The sequence below is a fragment of the Bradyrhizobium liaoningense genome (assembly GCF_018130785.1).
GTDB lineage: Bacteria > Pseudomonadota > Alphaproteobacteria > Rhizobiales > Xanthobacteraceae > Bradyrhizobium > Bradyrhizobium liaoningense_A.
Window position 1 is genome coordinate 46,286 of record NZ_JAFCJT010000009.1, and the last position, 23,406, is coordinate 69,691.

The following is a 23,406-nucleotide window of genomic DNA, read 5'->3' on the forward strand; positions in this document are numbered from 1 at the left end:
TGCTTCCTCCCTTGTTCGCCCGTGTTCACCACAGGTCGACGCGTGTCGTTCGTCTCACGCTGAACCGTCCTGGCTGCATCGACGCCTTGAGCCCGCGGACGATCCAGCGCCGGGTCTCGCAGGGGTCGATGACGTCGTCGACCTCGAGGAAGGTCGCGCCGCTCAGCGCCTTGTTGTCCTCGTAGGACTTGGCGACCATCTGGTCGAACCAGGCTTTTCGTGCCGCCGCGTCCTCGATCGCGGCGAGCTCTTTCCGATAGGCGAGCTTCACGGCGCCTTCGAGGCCCATGGCACCGAACTCGGCGCTGGGCCAGGCCACCATGAAGAACGACATCTGGCTCGATCCGCCGGCCATGGCCAGCGCACCGAGCCCATAGGCCTTGCGCAGCACCACCGTGAAATACGGCACCGTTGCCCGCGACGCCGCGACGAACACCCGGGAGACGTGGCGGACCTGGGCGGTCTTCTCGACCTCCGGCCCTACCATCATGCCCGGCGTGTCGCACAGCGAGACGATGGGAATGCCGAACCCGTCGCAGAGCTGGATGAAGCGCGCCGCCTTGTCGCCGCCATCGGCGTCGATGGCACCACCAAGATGACGTGAATCATTTGCGATCAGGCCAACCGGGATGCCCTCGATGCGCGCGAGCACCGTGATCATGCCTCGCCCGAAGGACGGACGCAGCTCGAGCACCGACCCGGCATCCGCGAGCGTCTCGATGATCGGCCGCACGTCGTAGGCGCGCAGCCGGTTCTCGGGCACGGCGTGGCGCAGCAGGCGCTGGTCGGCGCACGACCAGTCACGGACCCGCCCCTGGAAATAGCCGAGATATTTACGGGCAGCAGCGACACCCGCCGCCTCGTCCTCGACCAGCACGTCGATCACGCCGTTCGGCGCCTGGACATCCACCGGGCCGACGTCTTCAGGCCGAAACACGCCAAGCCCGCCGCCCTCGATCATCGCCGGGCCGCCCATGCCGATGTTCGACGTGCGGTCGGCGATGATGACGTCGCAGCTGCCCAGCAGCGCAGCGTTGCCCGCAAAGCACCGTCCCGAAACCACACCTATCAACGGCACCTTGCCGTTAATGGCGCCGACCTTCGAGAAGGTCGTTGTTTCCAGCCCCGCAGGCGTCGGCCATTCGTCACCGGGCCGGCCGCCGCCGCCTTCCGCAAAGAGCACGACGGGCAGCGACCATTTGTCGGCGAGCGACAACAGTCGGTCCTTCTTTTTGTGATTGACGACGCCCTGCGTCCCCGCGAACACCGTGTAGTCGTAAGCCATGACGGCGCAGCGCGACTGCTCATCGCTGAACAGCTCGCCATTCACCGCCCCGACGCCCGTGATCAGGCCATCGGCGGGACTCGTGCGGCGCAGTTCCTCCGGCGAGCGCCGCTGGCGCTGCGCCGCGAGCGCGAGCCCGCCATACTCGATGAAGGAGTCGGAATCGCAGAGGTCGGCGATATTCTCGCGCGCGGTTCGCTGGTTGGTCTTGCGACGGCGCGCAACGGCATCCGGGCGGCCCTCGTCGAGCCGTTCTGCACGTCGCGCCAACGCTTCGGCCAGATCGCCTCTGATGTGATCGAGATCGATGGCTTCGGCTTCCTCGACACCGACCCCGACGTCGCCGGAAGGCGTGATGTGCAGGAGTGACTCGCCTTCGAAGATGGTGTCGCCTGGCGTGACGAGAATGTCTTCGACGACGCCCGCAACCGGTGCCGCGATCACATGCTCCATCTTCATGGCTTCGATCGCGACGACCTGCTGTCCCGCTCGCACGCGGTCTCCCCGCGCGATGTTGCAAGCAACGATCGTCCCCTGCAGCGGCGCCGGGATTGCGACCAATCCCTCCGGCGCATGGACCGCGTACCGCGCGCGTCCTGCGGTAAGCTGCGAGGACGCGATGGCCGCCTTGCTGTCGAAGACGCCGAGCGGATCGATGTCTCGGACATCGCGCGAGCGCTTGGCCGGCTGTTCAGCGCGGTCTGCAAACTTCGCCGCGGCCGCAAAGATGCTTTCGTGATGTTGCTCCAGGAATTTCGTCGACAGGCGGTCGGCAAGAAAATCCGCGTTTTCCAGGAGCGCGCGCAGCACGGGAATATTGGTCTCCACGCCGTCGATGCGAAACTCCTCCAGCGCCCGCCGCCCGCGCCGAATGGCATCGTCCATGCCTTCGGGTGAATAGGCGATGACTTTCGCCAGCAGGGAATCATAACGAGGACTGGTGCGGTAACCGACATAGCCGAACGTATCGACACGGATGCCTGGACCGCTCGGCAGGGTGAACTCCATCAGCGCGCCTCCGGTCGGCCGCGCGCCGCCATCGGCCGTCATCTTCTCCATGTTGACGCGGAACTGGATCGCGCCGCCGCGCGCAACGGGCGCGTAGCCGAGACCGATGTCGAGCAAGCGCAGGCCCGAAGCGACGCGGATCTGCGTCTTGACCAGGTCGATCCCGTAGATCTCCTCGGTCACGGTGTGTTCGACCTGCAGGCGCGGATTGGCCTCGATGAAGACGAAGCTGCCGCCGTCCGCTGGCATCAGGAATTCGAATGTCCCGAGGCCGCGATACGCCGCAGCAGTGGCCATGCGGACCGATGCCTCGCACATGGCGTCGCGCAGTTTTGGCGTCAGACTCCGGCTCGGCGCCATCTCGACGATCTTCTGATGGCGCCGCTGGATGGTGCATTCGCGCTCGCCCAGATGGACGATTGCGTAGCCATCGCCGACGACCTGCACTTCGATATGGCGCGCGTTCGGCAGGTAACGCTCAACATAGAGCGCATCGGCGCCAAACGAGGCCTGCGCCTCGGAACGACAGCGCTCCCAGGCAGCAGAGAGTTCGGCCGGGGCCGATACGACGCGCATGCCGCGGCCACCGCCCCCGGCCACCGCCTTGATCATGATCGCGCCGTCGCTGCCAAGCTTGTCTAGGAAGGCCGCGGCCTCGGCCTGGGAAACCGCTCCGGCGGATCCTTCGAGTACGGGGACGCCGGCGTCGCGCGCGTGCCGCCGCGCTTCCGACTTGTTGCCGAACAGTTCGAGCGTCTCCGCGGCCGGACCGATGAAGGTCATCCCTGCAGCAGACAGCGCCCGCGCGAAGGCCGGGTTCTCCGACAGAAACCCATAGCCGGGATGCACCGCATCGCAACCGGTCTGTCGCGCTGCATCGACGATGGCTTCGATATCGAGATAGGCCGCAGCTCCCACACCCGGCAATTGGCGTGCTTCGCTGCCGGCCTTAGCGTGGGCGGAAGCCGCGTCATCCGCGGGAAACACCGTGACGACGGGGATGTCCAGCTCGAACGCCGCCCGTGCGATGCGAAGCGCGATTTCGCCGCGGTTGGCGATGAGCATCTTTCGAAACGGCATGTCGATCCTTCCCGGCTCTTCCCAGCTCTTGTGCTAACTGTCGTGCTAGCTCTTGGGACTGCGTTTGGCCGGAAGGCTATGGACAAGCCGATATTATGTCAATATCATTACATAACTAAGGGGGCGCGCGCGATGCCGACTGCCATCAAGACCGGAACAAGGACCAGCCGCGACCTGCCGGCCGGCAATTCGTCACGCGATCACCTCAACAACAAACTGTTCTTCCGGCTGTTTCAGGCCGCCAACATCTACGAGACCCAGGCCGTCCGCGAAGTGGGTTTTTCTGCCGTCACCGGTGCGACGCTGGGCGCGCTGTATCGCGACCCCAAGGGCATGCTGTTCTCCGATCTTTACGCTTATCTCGGCGTGAGCCGACAGAATCTCGACGCCGTCCTGAAGGGGCTGGAGAAGAAGGGCTTCGTCGAACGTGTCGAGGTCGAGGACGATCGCCGCAAGCGGATGGTGTGCCTGACACCTGATGGCATCGAGGCCTGGACCGATCTGCACACCCGCTCGCTGGAATTTTTTCGGCAAGGAACGAAGGGCGTGTCGGCCGCGGAGATTACCGAGTGCATCGAAACGCTGTCCCGCGTCGCGCGCGGACTGCGCGCCATCGGAGCGGACTGAGATTGCACGGTTGCGCCCTCCGGCGCGGGACTGAAGGAAGCTCCGGCACATCGCAACGACCGGGGCCATTCAAATCGGCCAGCGCGCCTCTGGTGCGCGGTCGGAACACGAACAAGCAGGGAGGTTTCAATGACGAGCCACAAGGTTCCCGCCGCGGAAGAATGCGTCCTGAGCTGCCTCCTTGAACGCTGGGGGCGCGAGACGCCGGAGAAGGTCTACGCCACCTTCGACGACGGCACCCAGCTGGAATATGGCGAACTGCTGCGTCTGGCGCGCAGAACCGGCAACGCCCTGCAAACGTTGGGCGTGAAGCAAGGCGATACGGTCCTTGTCTGGCTTCCGAACGGCCCCGAATGTTTGCGCGCCTGGTTTGGCATTAACGTGATAGGCGCCGTTTACGTACCCATCAACACAGCCTATCGTGGCGGAATTCTCCAGCATGTCGTCAACAATGCCGGCGCAACGGTCGCGATCGTCCACGCGAGCCTGCTGCCGCGCCTCGGCGACATCGACAGAGCCGAGCTACGCAAGGTCGTCGTGATCGGCGGTGAGCCAGCTTCAATTGGCGGCCTCGAGGTGCTGCCGTCGAGCGCCCTCGATTCAACGTCCGAGAATGCCCCGCCCCTCGATCGTCCGATCGCGCCCTGGGACACCCAGACTATCATCTACACATCCGGGACGACCGGCCCCTCGAAAGGCGTCCTGTCGTCCTACGCCCACCTCTATGCCACAGGGCGAGGCATCTCGGCCGACCGGGACGGCATCCCGTACCTCGACTCCAGCGACACATTCATGGTGAACCTTCCGCTGTTTCATGTCGGCGGGACGGGGCCGAGCTACGCCATGCTGATCAACGGCGGCTCTATCGCCATGGTCGATCGTTTCGACACCGGATCATTCTGGTCCACGGTGGCGAAGACCAGGACAACGATGGTGATCCTGCTCGGCGTTATGGCCAGCTTTCTGATGAAGCGAACAGACAACGGCGATGAGAAAGACAGCCCGCTCAAGAACGTCACCGTCATTCCCCTGAGCGAGGAAGGGATCGCGTTCGGCAAACGCTACGGCGTCACAACGCACACGCTCTTCAACATGTCTGAAGTCTCCTGCCCGCTGGCCACAGAGCCCAACCCGACCGTCGCAGCCGCCTGCGGCAAGCCACGGGCCGGCGTCGAGGCCCGCCTCGTCGACGCTCACGACTGTGAAGTCGCGATTGGCGAGATCGGGGAACTTGTCCTGCGAACCGACACGCCTTGGGCCATGAACCACGGTTACAACAAGGCCGCGGAGGCCACCGCACTCGCCTGGCGCAATGGCTGGTTTCACACGGGCGATGCCTTCCGCGTTGATCAAGACGGCAATTTTTTCTTCGTCGATCGCTTCAAAGACGCCATCCGCCGGCGTGGCGAGAATATCTCTTCATTCGAAGTCGAGCTCGAAGTCGCCGCTCACCCGGCCATTCGAGAAGCCGCTGCCGTTTCCGTACCGAGCGAACATGGCGAGGACGACGTTCTTGTCGCGATCTCCCTCGCGGAAGGACAGACGCTGGATCCCGCGGACCTCATTCACTTCCTCAAGCCAAGAATGGCTCACTTCATGGTGCCACGATACATCCGCATCCTGGGAGACCTGCCGAAGACGCCAACCAACAAGGTTGAAAAGTATCTTCTACGCAGAGACGGAGTAACTGCGGACACGTTCGATCGCGATGCGGCAGGCATTGTCATCAAGAGCGAGCCGGTGCGCCCGCTGCGTTAGGCACAAGGCACTCTGTTCACTAGATTGGTGCGTTTGGGTCGCCGACTTAGTGCTCCCTGTCTCCTCGCTATACGTACGCCACGCTACGCAGCACCACTCCTTCAGCAAAACGTCTGTTGGAAATCCGCCTCCACACACTTAAACCCAAACCCGCGAGATCCATCGAGACCTAAGCTTAATGCAGCCGTCAACCGCCGATCGCACTACTCCCACTCAATCATTTGGGACGACGTTTCGTCGTTGATCTTCAAGCACAATTCCTCGAGCTTGCCGGACAAATCCCGACGGCATATCCGCCGCAATTTTTTGGTCTTGAATTCACAGAATAATTTTGGACCTCACAAGCACCAGCAGTTCCGCCACCTATCGGAGTGTATCGACTGGATAGCTCGCCGCACGCGCAAGCAACACTGACAGTGCTCGCACTGACACAGATCTTCAAATACCGTCAGATGTCAGGAACACATCTCCGGTCCCCGGAGCCGCTCTCCGCATTGCCGTGCTTCGGCTCAAGCGTCCAGCGTCGGCAGATGCTGGCGGCGTCGACATTACGCGCTTTGGCGTCAGTCTCCTCCCTGAGTCAGCGTTGAAAGACGACTTTGCCTCCGACGAGCGTGATGTCCGCTTTGATGTCTTTGATCTGCTCTTCCGGGATGGACATGTAGTCCGCGGAAAGGACCGTGAGGTCAGCAAGCTTGCCCGGCTGGATCGTACCCTTGCGTGCTTCGTCGAACGTGTAACGCGAAGCTGCCGACGTATAGAGGCGGAGCGCCTGTTCGCGACCGATAGCTTCCGCCGCGCCGTAAACGTTTCCATTGGGATCTTTTCGGGTCACCATGATGTACATGTTGAGGAACGGGTTGATCGGGTTGACGGGGAAGTCGGTTCCTGCGCCGAGGCTCTCTAGCCCCATTCTTTCGATCAAGGTCTTAGTCGGCACGGCGCGATCGGCGGTCGGCCGTCCCAGGAAGCGCTCGACGGTCGCGGCCTTGTCCCACATGAAGACGTTTTGGAAATCGACCCTAACCCCCAGCTTGTGGGCCCGCTCCATCTGCTCCGGCCTGATCAGACTGGCGTGAATGAGAACGAAACGCCGATCCCTGATAGATCTCTCCTTGTCGGCAGCTTCAAAAGCATCGAGCACCTGGTCTATACCGAGATCGCCGACGACGTGTACGCCGACACGCCAACCGTAGCGATTGCAGATCGACACGAGTTGCTTTAGCCGCTCGGGCGTCTGCTGGGCGATGCCGTGGTAGTTGTCGTGCGAGTCCGGATAGACGTCGCGCATCAGCGCCGTCTTCAGCGTCATGCCGCCGTCGTAGAAAATCTTAATACCGGCAAACCTGACCCAGTCGTCGCCGAAGCCGGACGAAGCGCCATTACCCGACATGATCGCTTCCCAGGCGCTCAGATCGGCGGGCGGCTCTGGTCTGTACATCAATCCCGTCCGCAGCGTCGCTCGTCCGGACGCGGCGAGCTTTTGCAGCGTACGGACGTCGCGCGCTTCCGTGGCGCCTTCCACCGCGCTTGTGATCCCAAAACTGTTCAGCGCGCCTTCCGCAAGCGTGAACTGCCTGATTTCATCCTCTTCGGTCCACGGCGGAACGGCCTTCTCGACCCGATCGATCGCGGTCTCGACGAGGACGCCGGTCAGTTCGTCGGCCGCGTCGCGCTCGAAAGAGCCACCGTCCGGGTTCGCGGTGGTCTTGTCGACGCCTGCCTTCTGCAAAGCCATCGTATTCGCCATCGAGAAATGCCCGACGGTGCGCAAGTAGACCGGATTGTTCGGAGCGACGCTGTCGATCTCCTGCCTCGTCAGGTAGCGCTTCTCGGCGAGTTGTGACGGAGGATGCCACGCTCCGCCAACGATCCACTCGCCCGGCTTCTTTTTGGCGACGAAGGCCTTGATGGCCTCGAGCGCTTCCGTGACCGTCTTCGCCCGGCCCATGACGACGACATAGTCGCCAAGTCCAGCCGCCTTGAAGTGCGCATGCGTATCGATCAATCCGGGAACGACGGTCTTGCCGGATATATCGAGCACCTGCGTGCGCGCTCCAGCGAGCGCCCGTATGGACGCGCTGCTTCCGACCGCGAGAATCTTTCCGTCCCGGATGGCGATCGCCTCGGTCACGCTGGATTGCTCGTCGAGGGTCAGAACCTTTCCGTTGATGAGGACGAGATCGGGCGAGTTGACCTCCGCCTGCTGGGCTATAGCAGGCGCCGCGCCTGCGAACAGAATTCCCGCACCGAGCATCGCGACTGCCGTCGATCTGCAGACCATTCCAACCTCCAGATTATTGTGTTCAATAGGCGAACATTTGGTCTTTCTTCGATGATAGCCGCGCGTATCGAAGCGGTCCAACGATCCGGCAGCCGCTCACGCCGCGATGGTGGCCCCCCATCGACGACGACGGTCGAACCGGTCGAGAACGGATTGCATGCGAGAAAGAGGACCGCGTTCGCGATGTCCGCTGCCTCGCCAATACGACGCAGCGGCAGGCGCTCCGCCGCGCCGGCGAACATCTTCTCGCGCTCAGCGTCGGCCATGCCAGACCACATCGGCGTAGCAACCAGGCCGGGCGAAACCGCGTTGACGCGGACCGGAGCCAACTCGAGCGCGAGGCCACGCGTCAACGCCTCGAGCGCCGCGTTTACGGCTCCCTGCAGCACCGTGTTTGCGGAGGGGCGCGCGCTCCTGAAGCCGGAGACGAAGCAGAGCGAGCCAGTACCAGAAGCCGAGCCTCTTCATCCGAATAGCGAACAGGCGGATCACGCAAGCGCAGCGCCTGTCAGCCCGCCCGCGCAAACCGTGGCTTCTTGGGAAGAACAGCCGACCAACCCACCGCAGATCATTGCCGCACTTCAAAGCGCTCGAAACGGGGAGAGCTGGAATGCTCTCGCCCGCCTTCGGCGCGACTTGGAGGGTCGGTTTCGAGCCGAACTCATGGGGGCTGAGCCGGGCACCTCTCGGATACCGATGAAAAAGGTGCCCGTGCCTGTTGAAGCGAAGTCCGTATTCCGGCGCTTCTACAGAACTGCAGGCCGCGCCATTCACGGGGAAGACGTCACCGACGAGGAGGTAATCCAAGCACGACCGAGCACCGGAAAGCACACAAGACGATCTTGCCCTACGTTCTAGGTGTGCTCACGCCCATGACATTGGCAAAGCGGTGGGAGATCGAGATTCTCTAACACTACACCGTCACGCAAAAATCGCCGGGCCTATGCTACAGCCGCCGATTTCCCTACTCCACTCAATCACTAGGACGAGATCGCCGCGTTAACTTGAAAGCACAAACTTTCGCAGCTGACGGTCAAATCCCGACGGTACATCCGCCCAAACCTTTTCCTCCTGAATTTACAGGAAAATTATCATCACTCGGCGGGACTGCTATTTCGGCAAGTATCGGAGTCTTTCGGTTAGGGACCGCGCGTGCTTCTGCCGTAAGGGCCACCGCCACACACGCGGCTTCGCGTCCCGATACCGTCAATGATCAGGATAGCCTTGGCCTACCTGATTGGTAGGTGATGGCTCGCACCGCTCACGGGACCGCCCTTAGCAAACCGTCAGGCCGCTTCACGCTGATAGATTCCGATCTTCACGCACTCTGGAAAGCCCGGCACCGCGCTCACGGCAACCGGGCTTAAGGAGAACTCGTCATGCCCAATACGCCGAGCTCTCTGCAACAATAGGCTGAGAAAGGCTACCTGCTCTCTTCAGCCGCAGATCGAAATCCTGGTCGACGGCTGTGGCGACGTAGTCCTTCAGCGGGAGGAACCGCGTAGCGAAGACCGCGCTCGCGACGTCATCTTCGTGAGCCGCGAATATCTCCCGAAGTTGATCGATATATTGCGAAATGCCCGGGCGAGCTTCTTGTGCTCCCTCCATCATGTGATGGGACATGGCGCACTGCGCGTCGGCACCCTTGCGGTTGCGGTGGATGTATGACACTATTTTGATTATAGCCTCGACCCCGCGTCTGTGAGCGATTTCACAGTAGTAGCCTGCGCTGCAGGGTAAGTCTGAGCCTGTCCGCACGAGTGTTGTCGGGTGCAGCATATGCCGCCAGAGATCGAACCGTCAGGGCATGCTCCTCAGGACCTCTCGTGGCCCACATCCGAGCGCGCTGATCCGGCTACTGCACCACCGCCGATTCGCCTCGCCATCGCCAGCGCGGTGCGGCTCGTCCGCGAAAGCCTCGCTCTGACCTTGGTGGATCGCCCGGACATCACGATCCTCGATTCCGTAAATCTCGAGCCGGCCGGCATCGCCCGTATCGCCGAGCTCGCACCCGATGTGGTGCTGGTGGACCTCGGGCACGTCGACGTCATCGCCATCACGCGCCTGATAAAGGTGGCCTGCACCGAGGCGAAGCTCGTCGCTTTCGCGCTCGCCGAGGTCGACGACGACGTGTTCGCCTGCGCAGCGGCCGGCTTCTCGGGCTACGTCCCGCGCGAGAGCGGCGCCGACGAGCTCTACGGCGCGCTGATCGACGCCGCGAGCGGCCGCCTGCGTTGCCCGCCGCACATCACGGCCGCCATGTTCAACCGCCTGTCCAACCTAATGCGGCAAGCGCCCGCGCGAGCGCCGCTGCCTGAGCTAACCGCGCGTGAGAGCGCGATCCTGGCGCTGGCCGCGGAAGGCCAATCCAACAAGGAAATCGCCCGGCAGCTGCAGATCTGCTCGGCGACCGTGAAGAACCATATGCACAATATCCTCCAGAAGCTGCACGTCGGACGCCGCGGCGCAGCCGTCGCCCGCTTGCGCATGGCGCGCTCGGGCTGACGCTCCCGGATACTCTCTGGCACATAATAAATCTCGACGCGGCACTAACGCGTTCCCAAGCGTCCTTGCGCGGTGGGCTCCACGCGGCGACGGTCTAGATCATTCGGCCCAGCCCCGGTCTATTCCATTGCCGCAGCCGCATGGAGCATCCGGTTCGGGCGAGAGGATTCCGCACGGCGCGCATCAGATCGGGACCATCGCCCATCCCCTCCGATCCATGGCCTCGTCCGCCGTATCGTGGTGAAACTCGCAAACCTCCTCTCTTCATCCAGGAGCCGCAGGCTTGGCCTCGACGATCGTCCTTCTCGCCGACCTGCCGCCAATGCTGGAGGACATGGTGTCGAGCGTGCTCAAAGGACGATCCGATCTCCAAGTCGTGCGCGGCACCAGCAAGGGCAGCAGGCTGATCAATTCGGCGATCGCGGCCGGCGCGCCGGTGGTCGTGGTGGCGCGCAGCGATCCCGCGGATCTCGCCTCAATCGATCCATATCTCGCCGAAGCCTCGAACGTCTCGGTAGTCGCGGTCGCCCTCGACGGCGCGTCGGCCTGCACGCATGCCTTCAAACCGACGCGGAAGCCCATCGACGACGTATCGGCTGAGCAGATCCTGAGCGCGATCACCGACGCTGCAGCCGGACGAGGTCAATGATGCGCGGCTCACGAGCAATCCAGGTGCGCGATGTACACGTCGCTCTATAGCGCCAGCATAGCGCTCGGCTCATACCTGCGCACGCAGCTCGAGGCGCTGCCCGCGCCGGGCCTCGGCTTCGGAGGGGCCGGCACCCGCGTCGTGACCCTCAATTCCCCGCAGGAGATGCGGGAGGACATGAAGCAGGAGGGGCTCGCGGTCTGGCTCTACCGGATCGAGCGCGACGCCATGCGGATGAACCGGCCGCCGGAGCGCATCGCGAGCGATCTCTTGCGCCCGCCGCCGCTGCCCTTGCATCTGCATTACCTGATGGCACCCGTGACCTTCAAAGGGACCGGCGGCTCGCCCGACATCGAGCAGAAGATCCTCGGCCGCGTGATCCAGGCGCTGCACAGCAAGCCGATCCTGCAGGGCGTCGACTTCAAGGACACCGACCTCGAGGGCACCGACGCCGAGGTGCACGTCCATCTCGAAGCGCTCGGACTCGACGAGATGTCGCGCTTCTGGGAGGCGCTCGAAGGCTCGTTCCAGCTCGCCGTCTCCTACGAGGTCGCGGTGGTGAATATCGACCCGGCGCTTGAGCCGATCCGCGTGGCTCCGGTCGAGATCGCCATGCCCGAGCTCGCCGTCATCGTGGGAGCCCCGTGATGGCGCGCCGCAAAGTCCAGGTCCAGGACCGCATGCTCACCGTCTCCATGCTGGAGCCGCCGCCGGTGGGGCATCGTCCTTGCGCCCTGCTGCAGGTGACGCTGCTCGACGAGTTGACCGGGCGGCCGCCGCTCTCGAGCTTCACGGCACGCCTGATGACGCCGCCTGCCGCCGACGCCAGCATTCGCGTGGTGCACGAAGGGCTACTCGGCGTGGCCGGCCGCCCCGAGCGCGCCTTCGCACCGCAGCTCGCGACCATCGGCGTGATCGAACTCGAGATCGAGGCCGCGCGCTTTGCGCGCCGCCGGCTCGCGGTGAGGTTCGCCTGCGCGCGGCGCGCGCTTGCGAGCGCGGCCACCTCGGCGGTCATCACGCTCAATTCCAATGCGGGCCTGGAGCCCGGGCAGCGCCTGCTGCTCGGCAGCCTCGACGGCTCGCGCGCGGAGTTCGGCGTGATCGCGGCGATCGGCCCGGGCGCCAATCAGGTGACGCTGCAGCAGGCGGTGAACTTCCCCTACCCGGCCGGCAGCCCGGTGCAGCCCCTGCCGGCTGACCAGCTGCTCGCGCTGCGGCGCAAGCCCGTGACCATCGTGGGGCGCGTGCTCAAGCGCACCGGCGCCGTGACGGCGCCGCTCGCCGGCGCCACCGTGCGCGTCAGCAAGATCTGGCGGCAAATCCCTCCCGCCGGCACCACTGTGGATCCCGAGCTGCCGGTCCCCGGCGGCCCGGCCCCAGCCGGGCCCTGGGACGTGCCGATCGCCGCGCTGTGGCCGGCGGCTTATGCGGATATACCGGGCACCGGCTCGATCAGGATCGAGGACCGCTCCGTCGACGGCGCCACCAGTCCCAAGACGCTGCTCGACGACGTGGCAGCCGGCAGCACGGCGCTGCGGCTGTCCAATGCGGTCGGGCTCGGCGTCACCGACGTGATCGCGGTGGATGCCGACGATGCCGGCCGGCGCGAGGTCTTCGCGATCCGCTCCATCACGCCTTCGGGTTCGGCGAGCGACTGGTCGCGCGTGGTCGTCAACCAGCCGCTCGCCTTCGATCACAAGCGCAATCGCCTGGTGCGGCGGCTGCTCGGACCGGCGGCCGGCGCACCGGTCGCGCTCAACTATGCGGTCGCGCGCGGCGACGAGGCCGTGCTGTTCGATGCTTCCGGCACCACGGGCTCGCACCAGGTGCGCGTCTTCGATCCCGGTCCGCCGCTGGTGCAGTCCTTTCATCGCATCGACGTGCTCGCGACGACGACCGATGCGGACGGCCTCTATCGCCTGCCGCCGATCACGCGCGCCGGAAAGATCGAACTGCTCGCAAAGGACTCGAGCTCCCCCGCGAGCAAGGCCATCGAGTTTGTGCCCGACTACGCCATGTTCGAAAACCGCGTCGATGTCACGGTGAGCTAGACGTCTCGAGGAGAGCGCCATGCCTGAATACCTCGCTCCTGCAGTGTACGTGGAAGAGGTCGATACCGGTTCCAAGCCCATCGAAGGCGTCTCCACCAGCACGGCCGGCATGGTCGGCATGACCGAGCGCGGCCCGCTCAACGTGCCGATCCTGATCACCAGCAACGGCGAGTATCAGCGCTGGTTCGGCGGATATCTCGATCCCGACGTGTTCGACGCCGAACGCTGCTACCTGCCGCATGCGGTCGAGGGCTTCTTCACCAATGGCGGCAAGCGCGTGTTCATCACGCGCGTGCTCGATCCGGGCGCAGCGTCCGTCGCACGCCGGCCGCTGGTCGCGCCCGACGCGACCGCGCCCGCCACCACGCAGCTCCTTTCGTCGGCGGCCGCTGCTGCATCCAGCGTGATCGTTGCCGACGGCACTGGTTTCGCGGCCGCCGATACTGTCCAGATCGGCACCGGCACGGGTGCCGAGTTCCGCACAATCAATGCGCCGCTCAACAATGCCTCGGTGCTCGCGCTCACCTTGCCGCTCTCATTCGAGCATGCGGCGGCACAGACCGTGGAAGTGCGCACGATCGTCGATAACCCGGCCCCGCTCCCCCAAGTGCATTCCTCGACGCTGCAAGCCGACGCCGCCGAGGGAGCGAGGAGCATCACGTTGGTCAGCGCGGCCTTCACCCCGGCGCTGGCAGGCGGCCAGCTATTGCGCATCGGATCCGGGGGCACTGCTGAATATATCGTGGTCGCCGGGGCGCCGGCCGGTAATGTCGTGCCGTTGCGCGCGCCGCTACGGCTGCTGCATAGCGCGACTGCGCAGGTCTTCCGCCAGGACGTTACGGTCCCGCTAGGGCCGCCATCCACGCAGGTCGCGGCCGGCGGCGTTGCGGCCGGTGCTTCGGTGGTCAATGTGGCGAGCACCGCCGGTTTCGCCGCGGGCGATTTCCTGTTCTTCGACCACACCAATCCCGATCGCGAAGAGTATCGGCCGATCGGCGGCCTGGTGCGGCTCAGCCTCGACAAGCAGGCCTATGCGAATTACCCGACCGGCTCGCTCGTGGAAGTCGTCACGATCGCCCCGGCGACACCGCCCTCCTACGATCTCACCGCGGACGCCGCCGCGAACACGAACGTCATTCAGGTCTCGAACCGCTCGACGATGAAGGTCAACGACGTCGTCCAGATCGGTCTCGCCGCCGACGCCGAGTTCGCGCAGATCGCCGCGATGCCGGCCACCGCGCCCGGCAACAACCCGGGACCGCTGGTGCTGCGCAGCGCGCTGCGCCGCAAACATGATGCCATGGCCAACGTAATCTTCCGCTTCGTCGATCCATTGACGACGACCTTCGCAACCACGCTCGCGATCGACTCCGCGATGGACGAGACGAGCCTGATCGTCGCGGCGGCCGGATCGATCTCGGCCAGCACCATCGTTCGCGTGACCCCGCCCGGCGGGACGCCCTCTTATCACGTGGTCAGCGCCGCCCCGGTCACGCTTACGGCACGCAACGTGCCGCTCGACCTGCCGCTCGACCTGCCGCACGCGGCGGGTGAAGCCATGGTCACGCGCACGCCTATGATCGAGGTGCGCGCGCTCGACGCCGGCGCCTGGGGCAACCGGCTACAGGTCGGCGCCGAGGTGGCCGGGCAGCCGCTGCTGACGACCACGATCCGGCAGATCGTCCCCGGAGGCCTGCGGCTCAATTCCGCGGCAGGGGTCGAGGCCGGCACCGAACTGGTCGTGACCGACGCCGGCGGCATCGAGACCGCCCACAAGGTCCAGGCAATCGACCGTCAGAACAACTACCTGATCACGCTCGAGACGGGGACGCCGCTGCCTGGGACTGCAGCCATCAACAATCCGGTCCGTTCGCGCGAGTACCGCTTCGTGGTCGAACTGCTGCGTCAGCCCGATCCCGCCAACCCGTCGCGCAACAACACCGCGATCGATCGCGAGGTATTCGCGGCGCTGTCGCTCGACCCGCGCCACAGCCGCTACTTCGAGCGCATCGTCGGTGCGACCTGGGACACGACCAACCCGGCGCTCACGCAGGACGACGCGGGCCGCGACCTGCGCAAGAGCGATCGCCGCTCGGAAGGCGAGTCCGCCTATATCCGCGTGCGCGACCTCTCGCCAGGCACCGGGCTGCGCGCGGGCCCGGTAGCGGACTATGAGGTCCGGCCCGACGGCACGCGCCGGCTGATCCTGCTGCGCCTGTCGCGCGGCGATGATGCGCTCGGCGCCGTCACGGACGCGATCTATATCGGCACTGACAACACCGAGCCGGAGCAGCGCACGGGCCTGTTCACGTTGCGCAATATCGAGGACATCAGCATCGTTGCGGCGCCGGGACGCACCTCCGTCACGATGCAGGCTGGACTGATCAATCACTGCGAGCTCGCGCGCTATCGCTTCGCGGTGCTCGACGGCACGCCGCCGCCGGCCGACACGATGACGAACGTGCAGGTGCAGCGCCAGCAGTTCGATACCAAATATGCGGCGCTCTACCACCCGTGGCTGGTCATTCCGGAGCCCTACCCGCTCAACCCCGCGATGCCGGCAGACTATCCGCTGCCACCCTCCGGACACATGCTCGGGATCTATGCGCGCACCGACATCGAGCGTGGCGTGCACAAGGCGCCCGCCAACGAGGTGGTGCGCGGCGTCACCGGCCTGCAGCGGCTGCTCAACAAGGAGCAGCACGACATTCTCAATCCCTATCCGGTCAACATCAATGTGATCCGCGACTTCCGTGCCAACAACCGGGGCATCCGCGTCTATGGCGGGCGCGTGATCACCAGCGACTCGGATTGGAAATACGTCAACGTCCGGCGCCTGCTGATCTTCATCGAGGCCTCGATCGACCGCGGCTTGCAATGGGTGGTGTTCGAGCCCAATGCTGAGCCGCTGTGGGCGCGTGTGCGCCGCTCGGTGAGCAACTTCCTGACGCAGGTCTGGCGCAACGGAGCGCTCGAAGGCACCCGCGTCGAGGAGGCGTTTTTCGTCAAGTGCGACCGCACCACCATGACGCAGACCGACATCGACCAGGGACGACTGATCTGCCTGGTGGGCGTCGCGCCCGTGAAGCCGGCGGAGTTCGTGATCGTGCGCATCGGCTTGTGGACGGCGCACGCCGAGGAGTGACGCAAACATCGCGTAAGACGGCGCCGTTCCCGCGCGAGCGCAACAGGAGAGACAGCGATGGCGACCGACAAACGAAACGATCCCTTTCGCGCCTACAATTTCTCCATCGAGATCGATGGCGTGCCGAGCGGCGCATTCTCGGAGGTCGGCGGCCTGACCGCCGAGGGCGACGCGGTCGACTACCGCGAGGGCACCGACCTGCAACGCAACGTCCGCAAGCTGGTCGGGCTGCGCAAGTACACGAACCTCACGCTCAAGCGCGGCTACACGCCCGATAACGTGCTCTGGAAGTGGTACAACAACATCATGAACGGCGACCCCGATCGCCGCAACGTCACCATCGTGCTGATGAACGAGGCGCGCGAGCCGGTGCTGCGCTGGCATGCCGAGAACGCCTGGATCAACAAGATAGAAGGTCCGGCCTTCAAGGCAAGCGGCAACGAGGTGGCGATGGAATCGGTGGAACTCGTCCACGAGGGTCTCACGCTCGAGATGTAAGGGGGAGCGCTCCGCGATGGCCACCTACGAGACACCAGGAGCCTATATCGAGCGCGCCGACCGCGCGCAGGGCGGTATCAGCCGCCTGCGCACGGATATCGCGGGCTTCGTCGGCATCGCAGAGCGCGGGCCGGCACGGCGCGCGGTCGCGATCGAGTCTTGGAAGCAGTTCAACGCGGTGTTCGGCGGCTTCTTCCCGCACGGCTATCTCGCCTATGTGGTGAAGGCCTTCTTCGAAAATGGCGGCCGACGCTGTTGGGTCGTGCGGGTCGAGGGCAAGGCCGCGCTGACGGCGAGCGCGGTCCTCAAGGCTTCAGCGGGCGCGCCGGTGTGGCGCGCGGAGGCCGAGTCGAGCGGCGCCTGGGGCAATGGACTCAGCCTGCGGCTGATCGAGGTCCGCCGCGTCGCGCGTCGCGCCACCAGGGTCACGCCGGATTTCGCGGTGGTGGATTCGGTCGCCGGCTTCTCGCGCGCGGGCACGGTGGAGCTCGTCCAGGACAAGGGCGGCGCCATCGTTCGCGAGCTGCGCATGTTGAGCGCGGTCGATTCGGAGAGCGGCAAGCTGATCTGGAACATCGGCGATGCCGCGCTGCGACTCCAGAGCGACGCACCGCTGGCGTCGCTGATTGATCCGGTGCTGCCGCTGCGCATCGAGACCGTGTCCTATCAACTCCAGGTCTCGAAAGACGGACGTCCGTGGCGTGTCTATGACGACCTGGCGCTTTCGCCTGACCATCCGCGCTACGGCCCGAAGATCGTCAACGGCGTCGGCAGCCTGTTCGCGCCGGCGAGCCGCGGCGGCCGGCCGCCGCAGCCGGAGCGCGAGAGCACGGCGGAGCTGGTCGCCTTCGGCAAGCGCAGCCGGATCGGCGCGCTGCCCGAGCCGGCGCGGCTGGTCGAGCTTCGTGCCGCGCCCGGTGCGAACGCCGTGCGACTCGCGGACCCGGGTCCGGTGGTGCTTACGGGCGGCGCCGACGGGCTGAGCTCGCTCACCACGCAGGACTTCATCGGCGCCGACGTCGCGCTCGACGATTCCGACGCCGCGATCCTCGCCAACCGGCGCGGCACCGCCGCACTCGGCGAGATCGACGAGATCTCGCTGGTCGCGGTGCCGGACATCCACATCCAGCCGCGGATGGTCGAGATCGTCACGCCGCCACGCTGCGAGCCGAACCCCTGCCTGCCGACCGAGGCCGTGATCCTGCCGCCGCCGCCCGTGGTCCATGGCGACCTCCCGCCGCGCTTCCCGGACGCCGCGGTGGAGCGCGTCATGCGCGCCCTGGTCGAGCACTGCGAGAAGCGGCACGACCGGGTCGCGCTGATCGATCCGCCGTTCGCGGCGTCGACGCGCGACCGCCTCGGCGTCGCGGCGGTGCGCGACTTCCGCCGGCTGTTCGACTCCACCTTCGCGGCGCTCTACTTCCCCTGGATCGAAGTGCACGAGCAGCTGCCGCATGCGCGCCTGCCGGCGCTGCCGATCCCGCCCTGCGGCCACGTGGCGGGCCAGATCGCGGCCACCGACCTGCGCATCGGTCCACACAAGGCGCCCGCCAACACGCCGCTGCTGATGGCGGAACGCGCGACCTTCGCGATCGACGAGGCGACCCATGGCCTGCTCAATTCGGAAGGCATTAACGTCATCCGCGCGGTGCCGGGGCGCAACCTGCGCATCGCCGGCGCGCGCCTGCTCTCGAGCAATCCGGAATTCCGCTTCCTCAACGTGCGGCGCCTGCTGCTCATGATCGAGCGCTCGCTCGAGAGTGCGGTCCAGTGGGCAGTGTTCGAAGGCAACGACTGGCTGACCCGCGCCAAGCTCGCGCTCGCCGCCGACAGTTTCCTGCGCGAGCTGTGGAGCCGCGGCGCACTGATGGGATCGGTGCCCGCGGAAGGCTTCTTCGTGCGCTGTGACGAGACCAACAATCCGGCCGACGCGCGCAACCGCGGCGAGCTTCTGTTGCAGATCGGAGTAGCGGCCTCGATCCCGTTCGAGTTCGTAGTGCTGCGCATCGGCCGCACCGGCAACGGCTTCGAGATCACCGAAAGCATCACGGAGGCGGCGGCGTGATGGCGGCAATCAATGAGCTGCGCAGCGACCCGATGCTCAACCACAATTTTGTGGTGAGCCTGCTCGACACCAGCAGTGTGCTGGCGACGGTCGGCTCGGCGCTCGTCTCCGGCCTGCTCGATGTCGCGGTCGGCGGCTTCTCCGAATGCCAGGGGCTCGAGGCCAGCATGAAGGTCGAGGAGTTCAACGAGGGCGGCAACAACGGCGCGGTGCTGAAATTCCCGGGCCGCGTGTCGTGGACCAACATCACCCTCAAGCGCGGCGTCGCCGGCAACAGCTCGCTGTGGGACTGGTTCTACGGCTTCGTCGAGGGACGCGGCAAGCGGCGCGACGGCGTCATCGTGCTGCTGAACGAGATGATGGTGCCGAACAACATCTGGTACTTCCGCCGCGGGCTGCCGCTCAAATATTCCGGCCCGCAGATGAACGCGACGCAGAACAACGTCGCGATCGAATCGATGGAGATCTCGCACGAGGGCATCTATCAGCTGCCGTTCGTCGGCCTCGCCAGCAGCCTCTCCTCCGCGCTGACGGGCGGCGGCGCGGGCGGTCTGGTGACGGCGGGGGTCTCCGGCACCGCGGGATTGGTGGGCTGACATGGCCAATATCCACATCCAGAACGCGATCGGCACCGTGAAGGCCATGGACGGCGATGCGCTACTGTCGCCGCAGACCCTCGAGCAGATCGTGCAGGCTGTGCTCGCCGCCTTCGACGAGCGGCAGCTGCGCGACAAGCGGTCCAAGTCCGACACCACAGTCACCACCGGCGTCGCCGCCGAGCAGGAGACCGCATGAGCACCAAGGTGAAGAAGGCCGTCATCTATGTCGAGTGGCAGGATCGCTCGCGCGAGCCGAAGAAGATCGACGTGCAGTACAATCCGACGGAGTTCAGCCTCGACAAGCAGGTGACGCTCGGTGAGGTCGCGATCCCGGGACTCGACGCTCCGGTCCAGCAATATGTGCGCGGCAATGCCGAGAAGATGACACTGGACCTGTTCTTCGACACGACCGAGCACGGCATGGGCGCCGGCGCGGTGAGCGTTACGACCGAAACCGACAAGATCTATCAGCTCATCAAGATCGAGCCGGAACGGCACGCACCGCCGATCCTCACCTTCGTGTGGAGCGACCAGTTTCCGGGCGCCTCGATCGGCGGCGCACCCGGCAATGTCGCGGGCGCCGCCGCCAAGGCGATCACCAGCGCCGTGGCGGGCGCAGTCTCGGCCGCGGTCGACGCAGCGGTGTCGGCGACCGGCGCGATCGGCGCGGCGGCCCTGGCGCTCGCGGGACCCGCGCTCGGCAACCAGCGCCGCAACGGCTTTCGCTGCGTGATGGAGTCCATCAAGCAGAAGTTCACGCTGTTCTCGCCGGACGGCGTGCCGCTGCGTGCCACGCTTTCGATCACGCTGCGCGAGTACAAGACGCTCAACGACCAGCTCGAGCAGCTGAATCTGAGCTCGCCCGACCGCACGCATGCGCATGTGCTGATGCAGACCGACTCCCTCTCGGGCGTGGCGCATCGCTACTACGAACGGCCCGCCGACTGGCGCACCATCGCCGACCATAACGGCATCGACGATCCGCGCCGCCTGCGCATCGGGCAGATGCTCGAAGTTCCCCGCATCAGTTGAGCAGCGCCATGGCAGTCGTCACACTCGCAAAGCAGGCCAGGGAGTTCGGGGAGTTCTACATCCCGCGCTTCGAGGTGCATGCCGAGGGCACGGCGGTACCGGAAGCGATCATCCGCGACATCACCCAGGTTACCTACAAAGACAGCATCAAGGAGATCGACAGCTTCGAGCTCACGGTCGGCAACTGGGACTCCGCCGCACGGCGCTTCAAATATATCGGCTCGGAGACCGAGAAGACGCTCTCGCCCGCCTCGCCGGAGTCGCTGCGCTACAAGCTGCTCGAGCCATGTGCGCGCGAGTTCGAGCTGCGCATGGGCTACGGCAGCCGCTTGACGGTGATGACCCGCGGCAGTGTCACCACCATGGAGCCGAACTTTCCCGCGAGCGGCCCTCCCACCCTCGCGGTGCGCGCCCTGAACGTGCTGCACCGGCTGCGTGACAAGCAGCGCTCGCAGCATTGGACGAACAAGAAGGACAGCCAGATCGCCCAAAGCATCAAGACGCTGACCGATCCGGCGACGCAGAAGAAGCTGAAGATCCGCGTCAGCAAAACCGCGATGAGCAAGGAGATCCCGCTCGACTATGTCGCGCAGGACAACCAGTACGATATCGACTTCCTGTTCCTGCGCGCGCGCAACGCCGGCTATGTCGTGTTCATCGACAGCGAGAAGAAAGCGAACGGCAAGATCGAGGAGTTCCTCTATTTCGGCCCTTCTGACGACAAGCATCCCCGCCTGCGCGACGTGACCTACGAGCTCGAGTGGGGCATTTCGCTGATCGACTTCAAGCCGACGCTGTCCACCGCGAAGCAGGTGAAGAGCGTCGAGGTGCGGGCCTGGAACCGGCAGACCAACAAAGCGATCCGCGAGACGGTCGACCTCAAGCATCCGGACATCAAGACCAACAGCGACCTGCTGGAGCTGCTGACGCAGCCGGGCTGCCAGCCGCGCGAGGAGGTGGTCGCGAACGAGCCGCAGGTCACGCCGCAGCAGGCGCGCCGGCGCGCGCTGGCGATCCTCTCCGACCGCCTGAAGGAGATGGTGACCGCACAGGGCACCACGGTCGGCCTGCCCGATCTCCGCTCTGGCCAGCGAATCCGCATCAAGGGTGTCGGCTCGCGCTTCTCCGGCACTTACTTCGTCACCGAGACGACCCACACGATCGGAGATTCCGGCTACACGACGCGCTTCACGGCGCGGCGCGAAGAACCCTTGCCGAAAGGGACGAAGCCATGAGCCACAGGCAGGGCGTTGTCACCGCCTTCGTCAAAAAGATCGACGCGAAGCAGGGACGCTGCATCGTCGAGTATCGCTCGATCGACGACAAGCTCGAGAGCTGCTGGGCGCCGATCGCGAGCCCCATGTCAGGCAAGGGGCGCGGCGCGCTCTTCATGCCCGAGAAAGGCGACGAGGTCCTGGTCGGGTTCCAAGACGGCAAGGTGGATACGCCCTACGTGTTGGGCTTCCTCTGGAACGGCGAGCATGTGTCTCCGGAGAAGGAGGCGCATAACCGCGTCATCGTCACGCCGGGCGGCCATCAGCTGCGTTTCGAGGACAAGGAGGGCGACCGCCGCGTCATCGTCAAGTCGGCCGGCGGGCACAGCATCACGCTCGAGGACAAGGAGCCCGCGAAGAAGATCGAGATCAAGTCCACCCAGCACACGGTGACCCTCGACGACACGGCGGGTGCGTCCAACATCTCGATCAATGCGGGCCCGGCGGGGCTCGTCAGCATCAAGCTCAACACCACGCCGCCGTCGATCACCATCACGACGGGCGCCGGCACAATCGGCGTCGACTCCACCGGCGTGTCGGTCACCTCCCCGGGCACGCTGACCATCAACACGGCGGGCGTCGTCACCGTGAACTGCACCTCGGCCTCGATCAATGCGGCAGGCGTCACGTCCATCAACACCGGCGTGCTGTCGGTCAATGCGGGACTCGCAAACTTCACAGGCGCGGTCACGTGCAGCGCGCTTATCGCGAATGCGGTGGCGAGCCCCGTCTACTCGCCCGGCATCGGCAACCTGATTTGAGGCGCGTCATGACAACCGTCCCCGCCCCCGTCCTGGCCAGCACCACGGCTCCGCTCACGAAGCCGCTGACCCTCCGGCTGACAGACGTGAAATTCTCCGACGGCGCCGTTGCGGGCGAAGCCGACGTGACGCTCGCGGGCGTTTTCGTGTTTCGTGGCAGCCCAGCCGAACTCTGGGACGAGATGCAGAAGACCTGGCGTGCCGCGCCCGGCGACGACGAGCTCAAGTCGGCGAAGCCGCTGGCGGCGGCCTTCAAGGCGGGCGGCGCGCCCGCCTGGGAGGCGACGCTGGTCGCGGTCGGGCAGAAGGACGCGGCCGATGCCGACGTCTACAAGCCGGCAGAGGCCGGCACGCCGACCTATTTCGTGCGCGGTCTGGTGAAGACGACGCATGCCGGCGTCGAGGAGACGACGCTCGGAGCGCCGTCGCCGACCTTTACCTTCGTGGACGAGAGCGCCAACAAGCGCTTCACCACGCAGTTCGATACGCCAACGACCAAGCCCGACGAGGCGCACAAGGTGCGCATGCAGCTCAAGGGCGATGCCATGCAGGCTGCGGGTTACCTGGAGATCCGGGCACAACCCAACTTCGAGGTCGAGATCGCAAATTGCGACGGCGGCGGCAACGTTCTCGCCAAGTTCCTGCTGGTGGCGAACGGCGACATCCGGCTCACGCCCGCGGCCGGCGCACACGTCATCGTCGAGGGCGACATCGAGACCAACAAGATTCTCTACGCGCCGTCGGGCGGCGGCGCGAAGCAATGGTTGTCGTGAGGACTGCAT

18 protein-coding genes and 1 pseudogene are annotated in these 23,406 nt (G+C 65.4%); 15 read left to right on the forward strand and 4 right to left on the reverse strand.

Annotated elements, in window-relative coordinates:
* Positions 1–25: 25 nt before the first annotated feature.
* A complete protein-coding gene (locus JQ627_RS19920; RefSeq protein WP_212485847.1) occupies positions 26–3,373 on the reverse strand; it encodes a carboxyl transferase domain-containing protein in 3,348 nt (1,115 codons plus the stop codon).
* A 132-nt stretch (positions 3,374–3,505) separates the two neighbouring features.
* Here JQ627_RS19920 and JQ627_RS19925 point away from each other — a divergent pair, with 132 nt between their 5' ends.
* Together JQ627_RS19925 and JQ627_RS19930 are read left to right on the forward strand one after the other, a co-directional pair.
* Positions 3,506–4,000: a MarR family winged helix-turn-helix transcriptional regulator gene (locus JQ627_RS19925; protein WP_212485848.1), complete on the forward strand. Its 495-nt coding sequence runs from the start codon at positions 3,506–3,508 to the stop codon at positions 3,998–4,000.
* A 129-nt stretch (positions 4,001–4,129) separates the two neighbouring features.
* Positions 4,130–5,758, forward strand: coding sequence for an AMP-binding protein (locus JQ627_RS19930; RefSeq protein WP_212485849.1), 1,629 nt, complete (start codon positions 4,130–4,132; stop codon positions 5,756–5,758).
* 580 nt (positions 5,759–6,338) lie between these two features.
* Here JQ627_RS19930 and JQ627_RS19935 read toward each other — a convergent pair.
* The 3 genes and pseudogenes from JQ627_RS19935 to JQ627_RS19945 all read right to left on the reverse strand — a co-directional run bounded on the left by JQ627_RS19935 (position 6,339) and on the right by JQ627_RS19945 (position 9,665).
* Positions 6,339–8,042: an amidohydrolase gene (locus JQ627_RS19935; protein WP_212485850.1), complete on the reverse strand. Its 1,704-nt coding sequence runs from the start codon at positions 8,040–8,042 to the stop codon at positions 6,339–6,341.
* Between the two features lie 113 nt (positions 8,043–8,155).
* Positions 8,156–8,485, reverse strand: a pseudogene (locus tag JQ627_RS39080) (SDR family oxidoreductase); the annotation flags it as partial.
* Positions 8,486–9,419: 934 nt separating this feature from the next.
* Positions 9,420–9,665, reverse strand: coding sequence for a hypothetical protein (locus JQ627_RS19945; protein ID WP_212485851.1), 246 nt, complete (start codon positions 9,663–9,665; stop codon positions 9,420–9,422).
* A gap of 156 nt (positions 9,666–9,821) precedes the next feature.
* Here JQ627_RS19945 and JQ627_RS19950 point away from each other — a divergent pair, with 156 nt between their 5' ends.
* The 13 genes from JQ627_RS19950 (at position 9,822) to JQ627_RS20010 (ending at position 23,397) form a co-directional block, all read left to right on the forward strand.
* Positions 9,822–10,547, forward strand: a complete 726-nt coding sequence (locus tag JQ627_RS19950; protein ID WP_212485852.1) for a response regulator transcription factor — start codon at positions 9,822–9,824, stop codon at positions 10,545–10,547.
* Positions 10,548–10,830: 283 nt separating this feature from the next.
* Positions 10,831–11,196, forward strand: a complete 366-nt coding sequence (locus JQ627_RS19955; protein ID WP_212485853.1) for a hypothetical protein — start codon at positions 10,831–10,833, stop codon at positions 11,194–11,196.
* Positions 11,197–11,226: 30 nt separating this feature from the next.
* A complete protein-coding gene (locus JQ627_RS19960) occupies positions 11,227–11,844 on the forward strand; it encodes a DUF4255 domain-containing protein (RefSeq protein ID WP_212485854.1) in 618 nt (205 codons plus the stop codon).
* Complete coding sequence (locus JQ627_RS19965; RefSeq protein WP_212485855.1) at positions 11,844–13,250, forward strand: hypothetical protein; 1,407 nt, start codon at positions 11,844–11,846, stop codon at positions 13,248–13,250. The genes JQ627_RS19960 and JQ627_RS19965 overlap by 1 nt, the downstream gene beginning before the upstream one ends.
* Before the next feature lie 19 nt (positions 13,251–13,269).
* The gene (locus tag JQ627_RS19970) at positions 13,270–16,395 is read left to right on the forward strand and encodes a phage tail sheath C-terminal domain-containing protein (RefSeq protein ID WP_212485856.1); all 3,126 of its coding nucleotides are present in this window, start codon (positions 13,270–13,272) and stop codon (positions 16,393–16,395) included.
* 57 nt (positions 16,396–16,452) lie between these two features.
* Entirely contained in the window at positions 16,453–16,893 is a 441-nt protein-coding gene (locus tag JQ627_RS19975) for a phage tail protein (protein ID WP_212485857.1), read from the forward strand.
* Between the two features lie 16 nt (positions 16,894–16,909).
* Positions 16,910–18,958, forward strand: coding sequence for a phage tail sheath C-terminal domain-containing protein (locus JQ627_RS19980; RefSeq protein ID WP_212485858.1), 2,049 nt, complete (start codon positions 16,910–16,912; stop codon positions 18,956–18,958).
* Entirely contained in the window at positions 18,958–19,554 is a 597-nt protein-coding gene (locus JQ627_RS19985; protein WP_212485859.1) for a phage tail protein, read from the forward strand. The genes JQ627_RS19980 and JQ627_RS19985 overlap by 1 nt, the downstream gene beginning before the upstream one ends.
* 1 nt (position 19,555) lies before the next feature.
* The gene (locus JQ627_RS19990) at positions 19,556–19,753 is read left to right on the forward strand and encodes a hypothetical protein (RefSeq protein WP_212485860.1); all 198 of its coding nucleotides are present in this window, start codon (positions 19,556–19,558) and stop codon (positions 19,751–19,753) included.
* A complete protein-coding gene (locus JQ627_RS19995; protein ID WP_212485861.1) occupies positions 19,750–20,589 on the forward strand; it encodes a LysM peptidoglycan-binding domain-containing protein in 840 nt (279 codons plus the stop codon). The genes JQ627_RS19990 and JQ627_RS19995 overlap by 4 nt, the downstream gene beginning before the upstream one ends.
* 8 nt (positions 20,590–20,597) lie before the next feature.
* A complete protein-coding gene (locus JQ627_RS20000; RefSeq protein WP_212485862.1) occupies positions 20,598–21,824 on the forward strand; it encodes a phage late control D family protein in 1,227 nt (408 codons plus the stop codon).
* Complete coding sequence (locus tag JQ627_RS20005) at positions 21,821–22,624, forward strand: phage baseplate assembly protein V (protein ID WP_212485863.1); 804 nt, start codon at positions 21,821–21,823, stop codon at positions 22,622–22,624. Before JQ627_RS20000 ends, JQ627_RS20005 begins: the two co-directional genes overlap by 4 nt.
* An 8-nt stretch (positions 22,625–22,632) precedes the next feature.
* A complete protein-coding gene (locus JQ627_RS20010; protein ID WP_212485864.1) occupies positions 22,633–23,397 on the forward strand; it encodes a hypothetical protein in 765 nt (254 codons plus the stop codon).
* The last annotated feature ends 9 nt before the right edge of the window (positions 23,398–23,406 follow it).

What these genes read in the sequence shown, in the direction of transcription:
- JQ627_RS19920 (WP_212485847.1), bottom strand. Translation starts at nt 3,373, where the DNA reads ATGCCGTTTCGAAAGATGCTCATCGCCAACCGCGGCGAAATCGCGCTT.
- JQ627_RS19925 (WP_212485848.1), top strand. Translation starts at nt 3,506, where the DNA reads ATGCCGACTGCCATCAAGACCGGAACAAGGACCAGCCGCGACCTGCCG.
- JQ627_RS19930 (WP_212485849.1), top strand. Translation starts at nt 4,130, where the DNA reads ATGACGAGCCACAAGGTTCCCGCCGCGGAAGAATGCGTCCTGAGCTGC.
- JQ627_RS19935 (WP_212485850.1), bottom strand. Translation starts at nt 8,042, where the DNA reads ATGGTCTGCAGATCGACGGCAGTCGCGATGCTCGGTGCGGGAATTCTG.
- JQ627_RS19945 (WP_212485851.1), bottom strand. Translation starts at nt 9,665, where the DNA reads ATGTCCCATCACATGATGGAGGGAGCACAAGAAGCTCGCCCGGGCATT.
- JQ627_RS19950 (WP_212485852.1), top strand. Translation starts at nt 9,822, where the DNA reads ATGCCGCCAGAGATCGAACCGTCAGGGCATGCTCCTCAGGACCTCTCG.
- JQ627_RS19960 (WP_212485854.1), top strand. Translation starts at nt 11,227, where the DNA reads ATGTACACGTCGCTCTATAGCGCCAGCATAGCGCTCGGCTCATACCTG.
- JQ627_RS19965 (WP_212485855.1), top strand. Translation starts at nt 11,844, where the DNA reads ATGGCGCGCCGCAAAGTCCAGGTCCAGGACCGCATGCTCACCGTCTCC.
- JQ627_RS19970 (WP_212485856.1), top strand. Translation starts at nt 13,270, where the DNA reads ATGCCTGAATACCTCGCTCCTGCAGTGTACGTGGAAGAGGTCGATACC.
- JQ627_RS19975 (WP_212485857.1), top strand. Translation starts at nt 16,453, where the DNA reads ATGGCGACCGACAAACGAAACGATCCCTTTCGCGCCTACAATTTCTCC.
- JQ627_RS19980 (WP_212485858.1), top strand. Translation starts at nt 16,910, where the DNA reads ATGGCCACCTACGAGACACCAGGAGCCTATATCGAGCGCGCCGACCGC.
- JQ627_RS19985 (WP_212485859.1), top strand. Translation starts at nt 18,958, where the DNA reads ATGGCGGCAATCAATGAGCTGCGCAGCGACCCGATGCTCAACCACAAT.
- JQ627_RS19990 (WP_212485860.1), top strand. Translation starts at nt 19,556, where the DNA reads ATGGCCAATATCCACATCCAGAACGCGATCGGCACCGTGAAGGCCATG.
- JQ627_RS19995 (WP_212485861.1), top strand. Translation starts at nt 19,750, where the DNA reads ATGAGCACCAAGGTGAAGAAGGCCGTCATCTATGTCGAGTGGCAGGAT.
- JQ627_RS20000 (WP_212485862.1), top strand. Translation starts at nt 20,598, where the DNA reads ATGGCAGTCGTCACACTCGCAAAGCAGGCCAGGGAGTTCGGGGAGTTC.
- JQ627_RS20005 (WP_212485863.1), top strand. Translation starts at nt 21,821, where the DNA reads ATGAGCCACAGGCAGGGCGTTGTCACCGCCTTCGTCAAAAAGATCGAC.
- JQ627_RS20010 (WP_212485864.1), top strand. Translation starts at nt 22,633, where the DNA reads ATGACAACCGTCCCCGCCCCCGTCCTGGCCAGCACCACGGCTCCGCTC.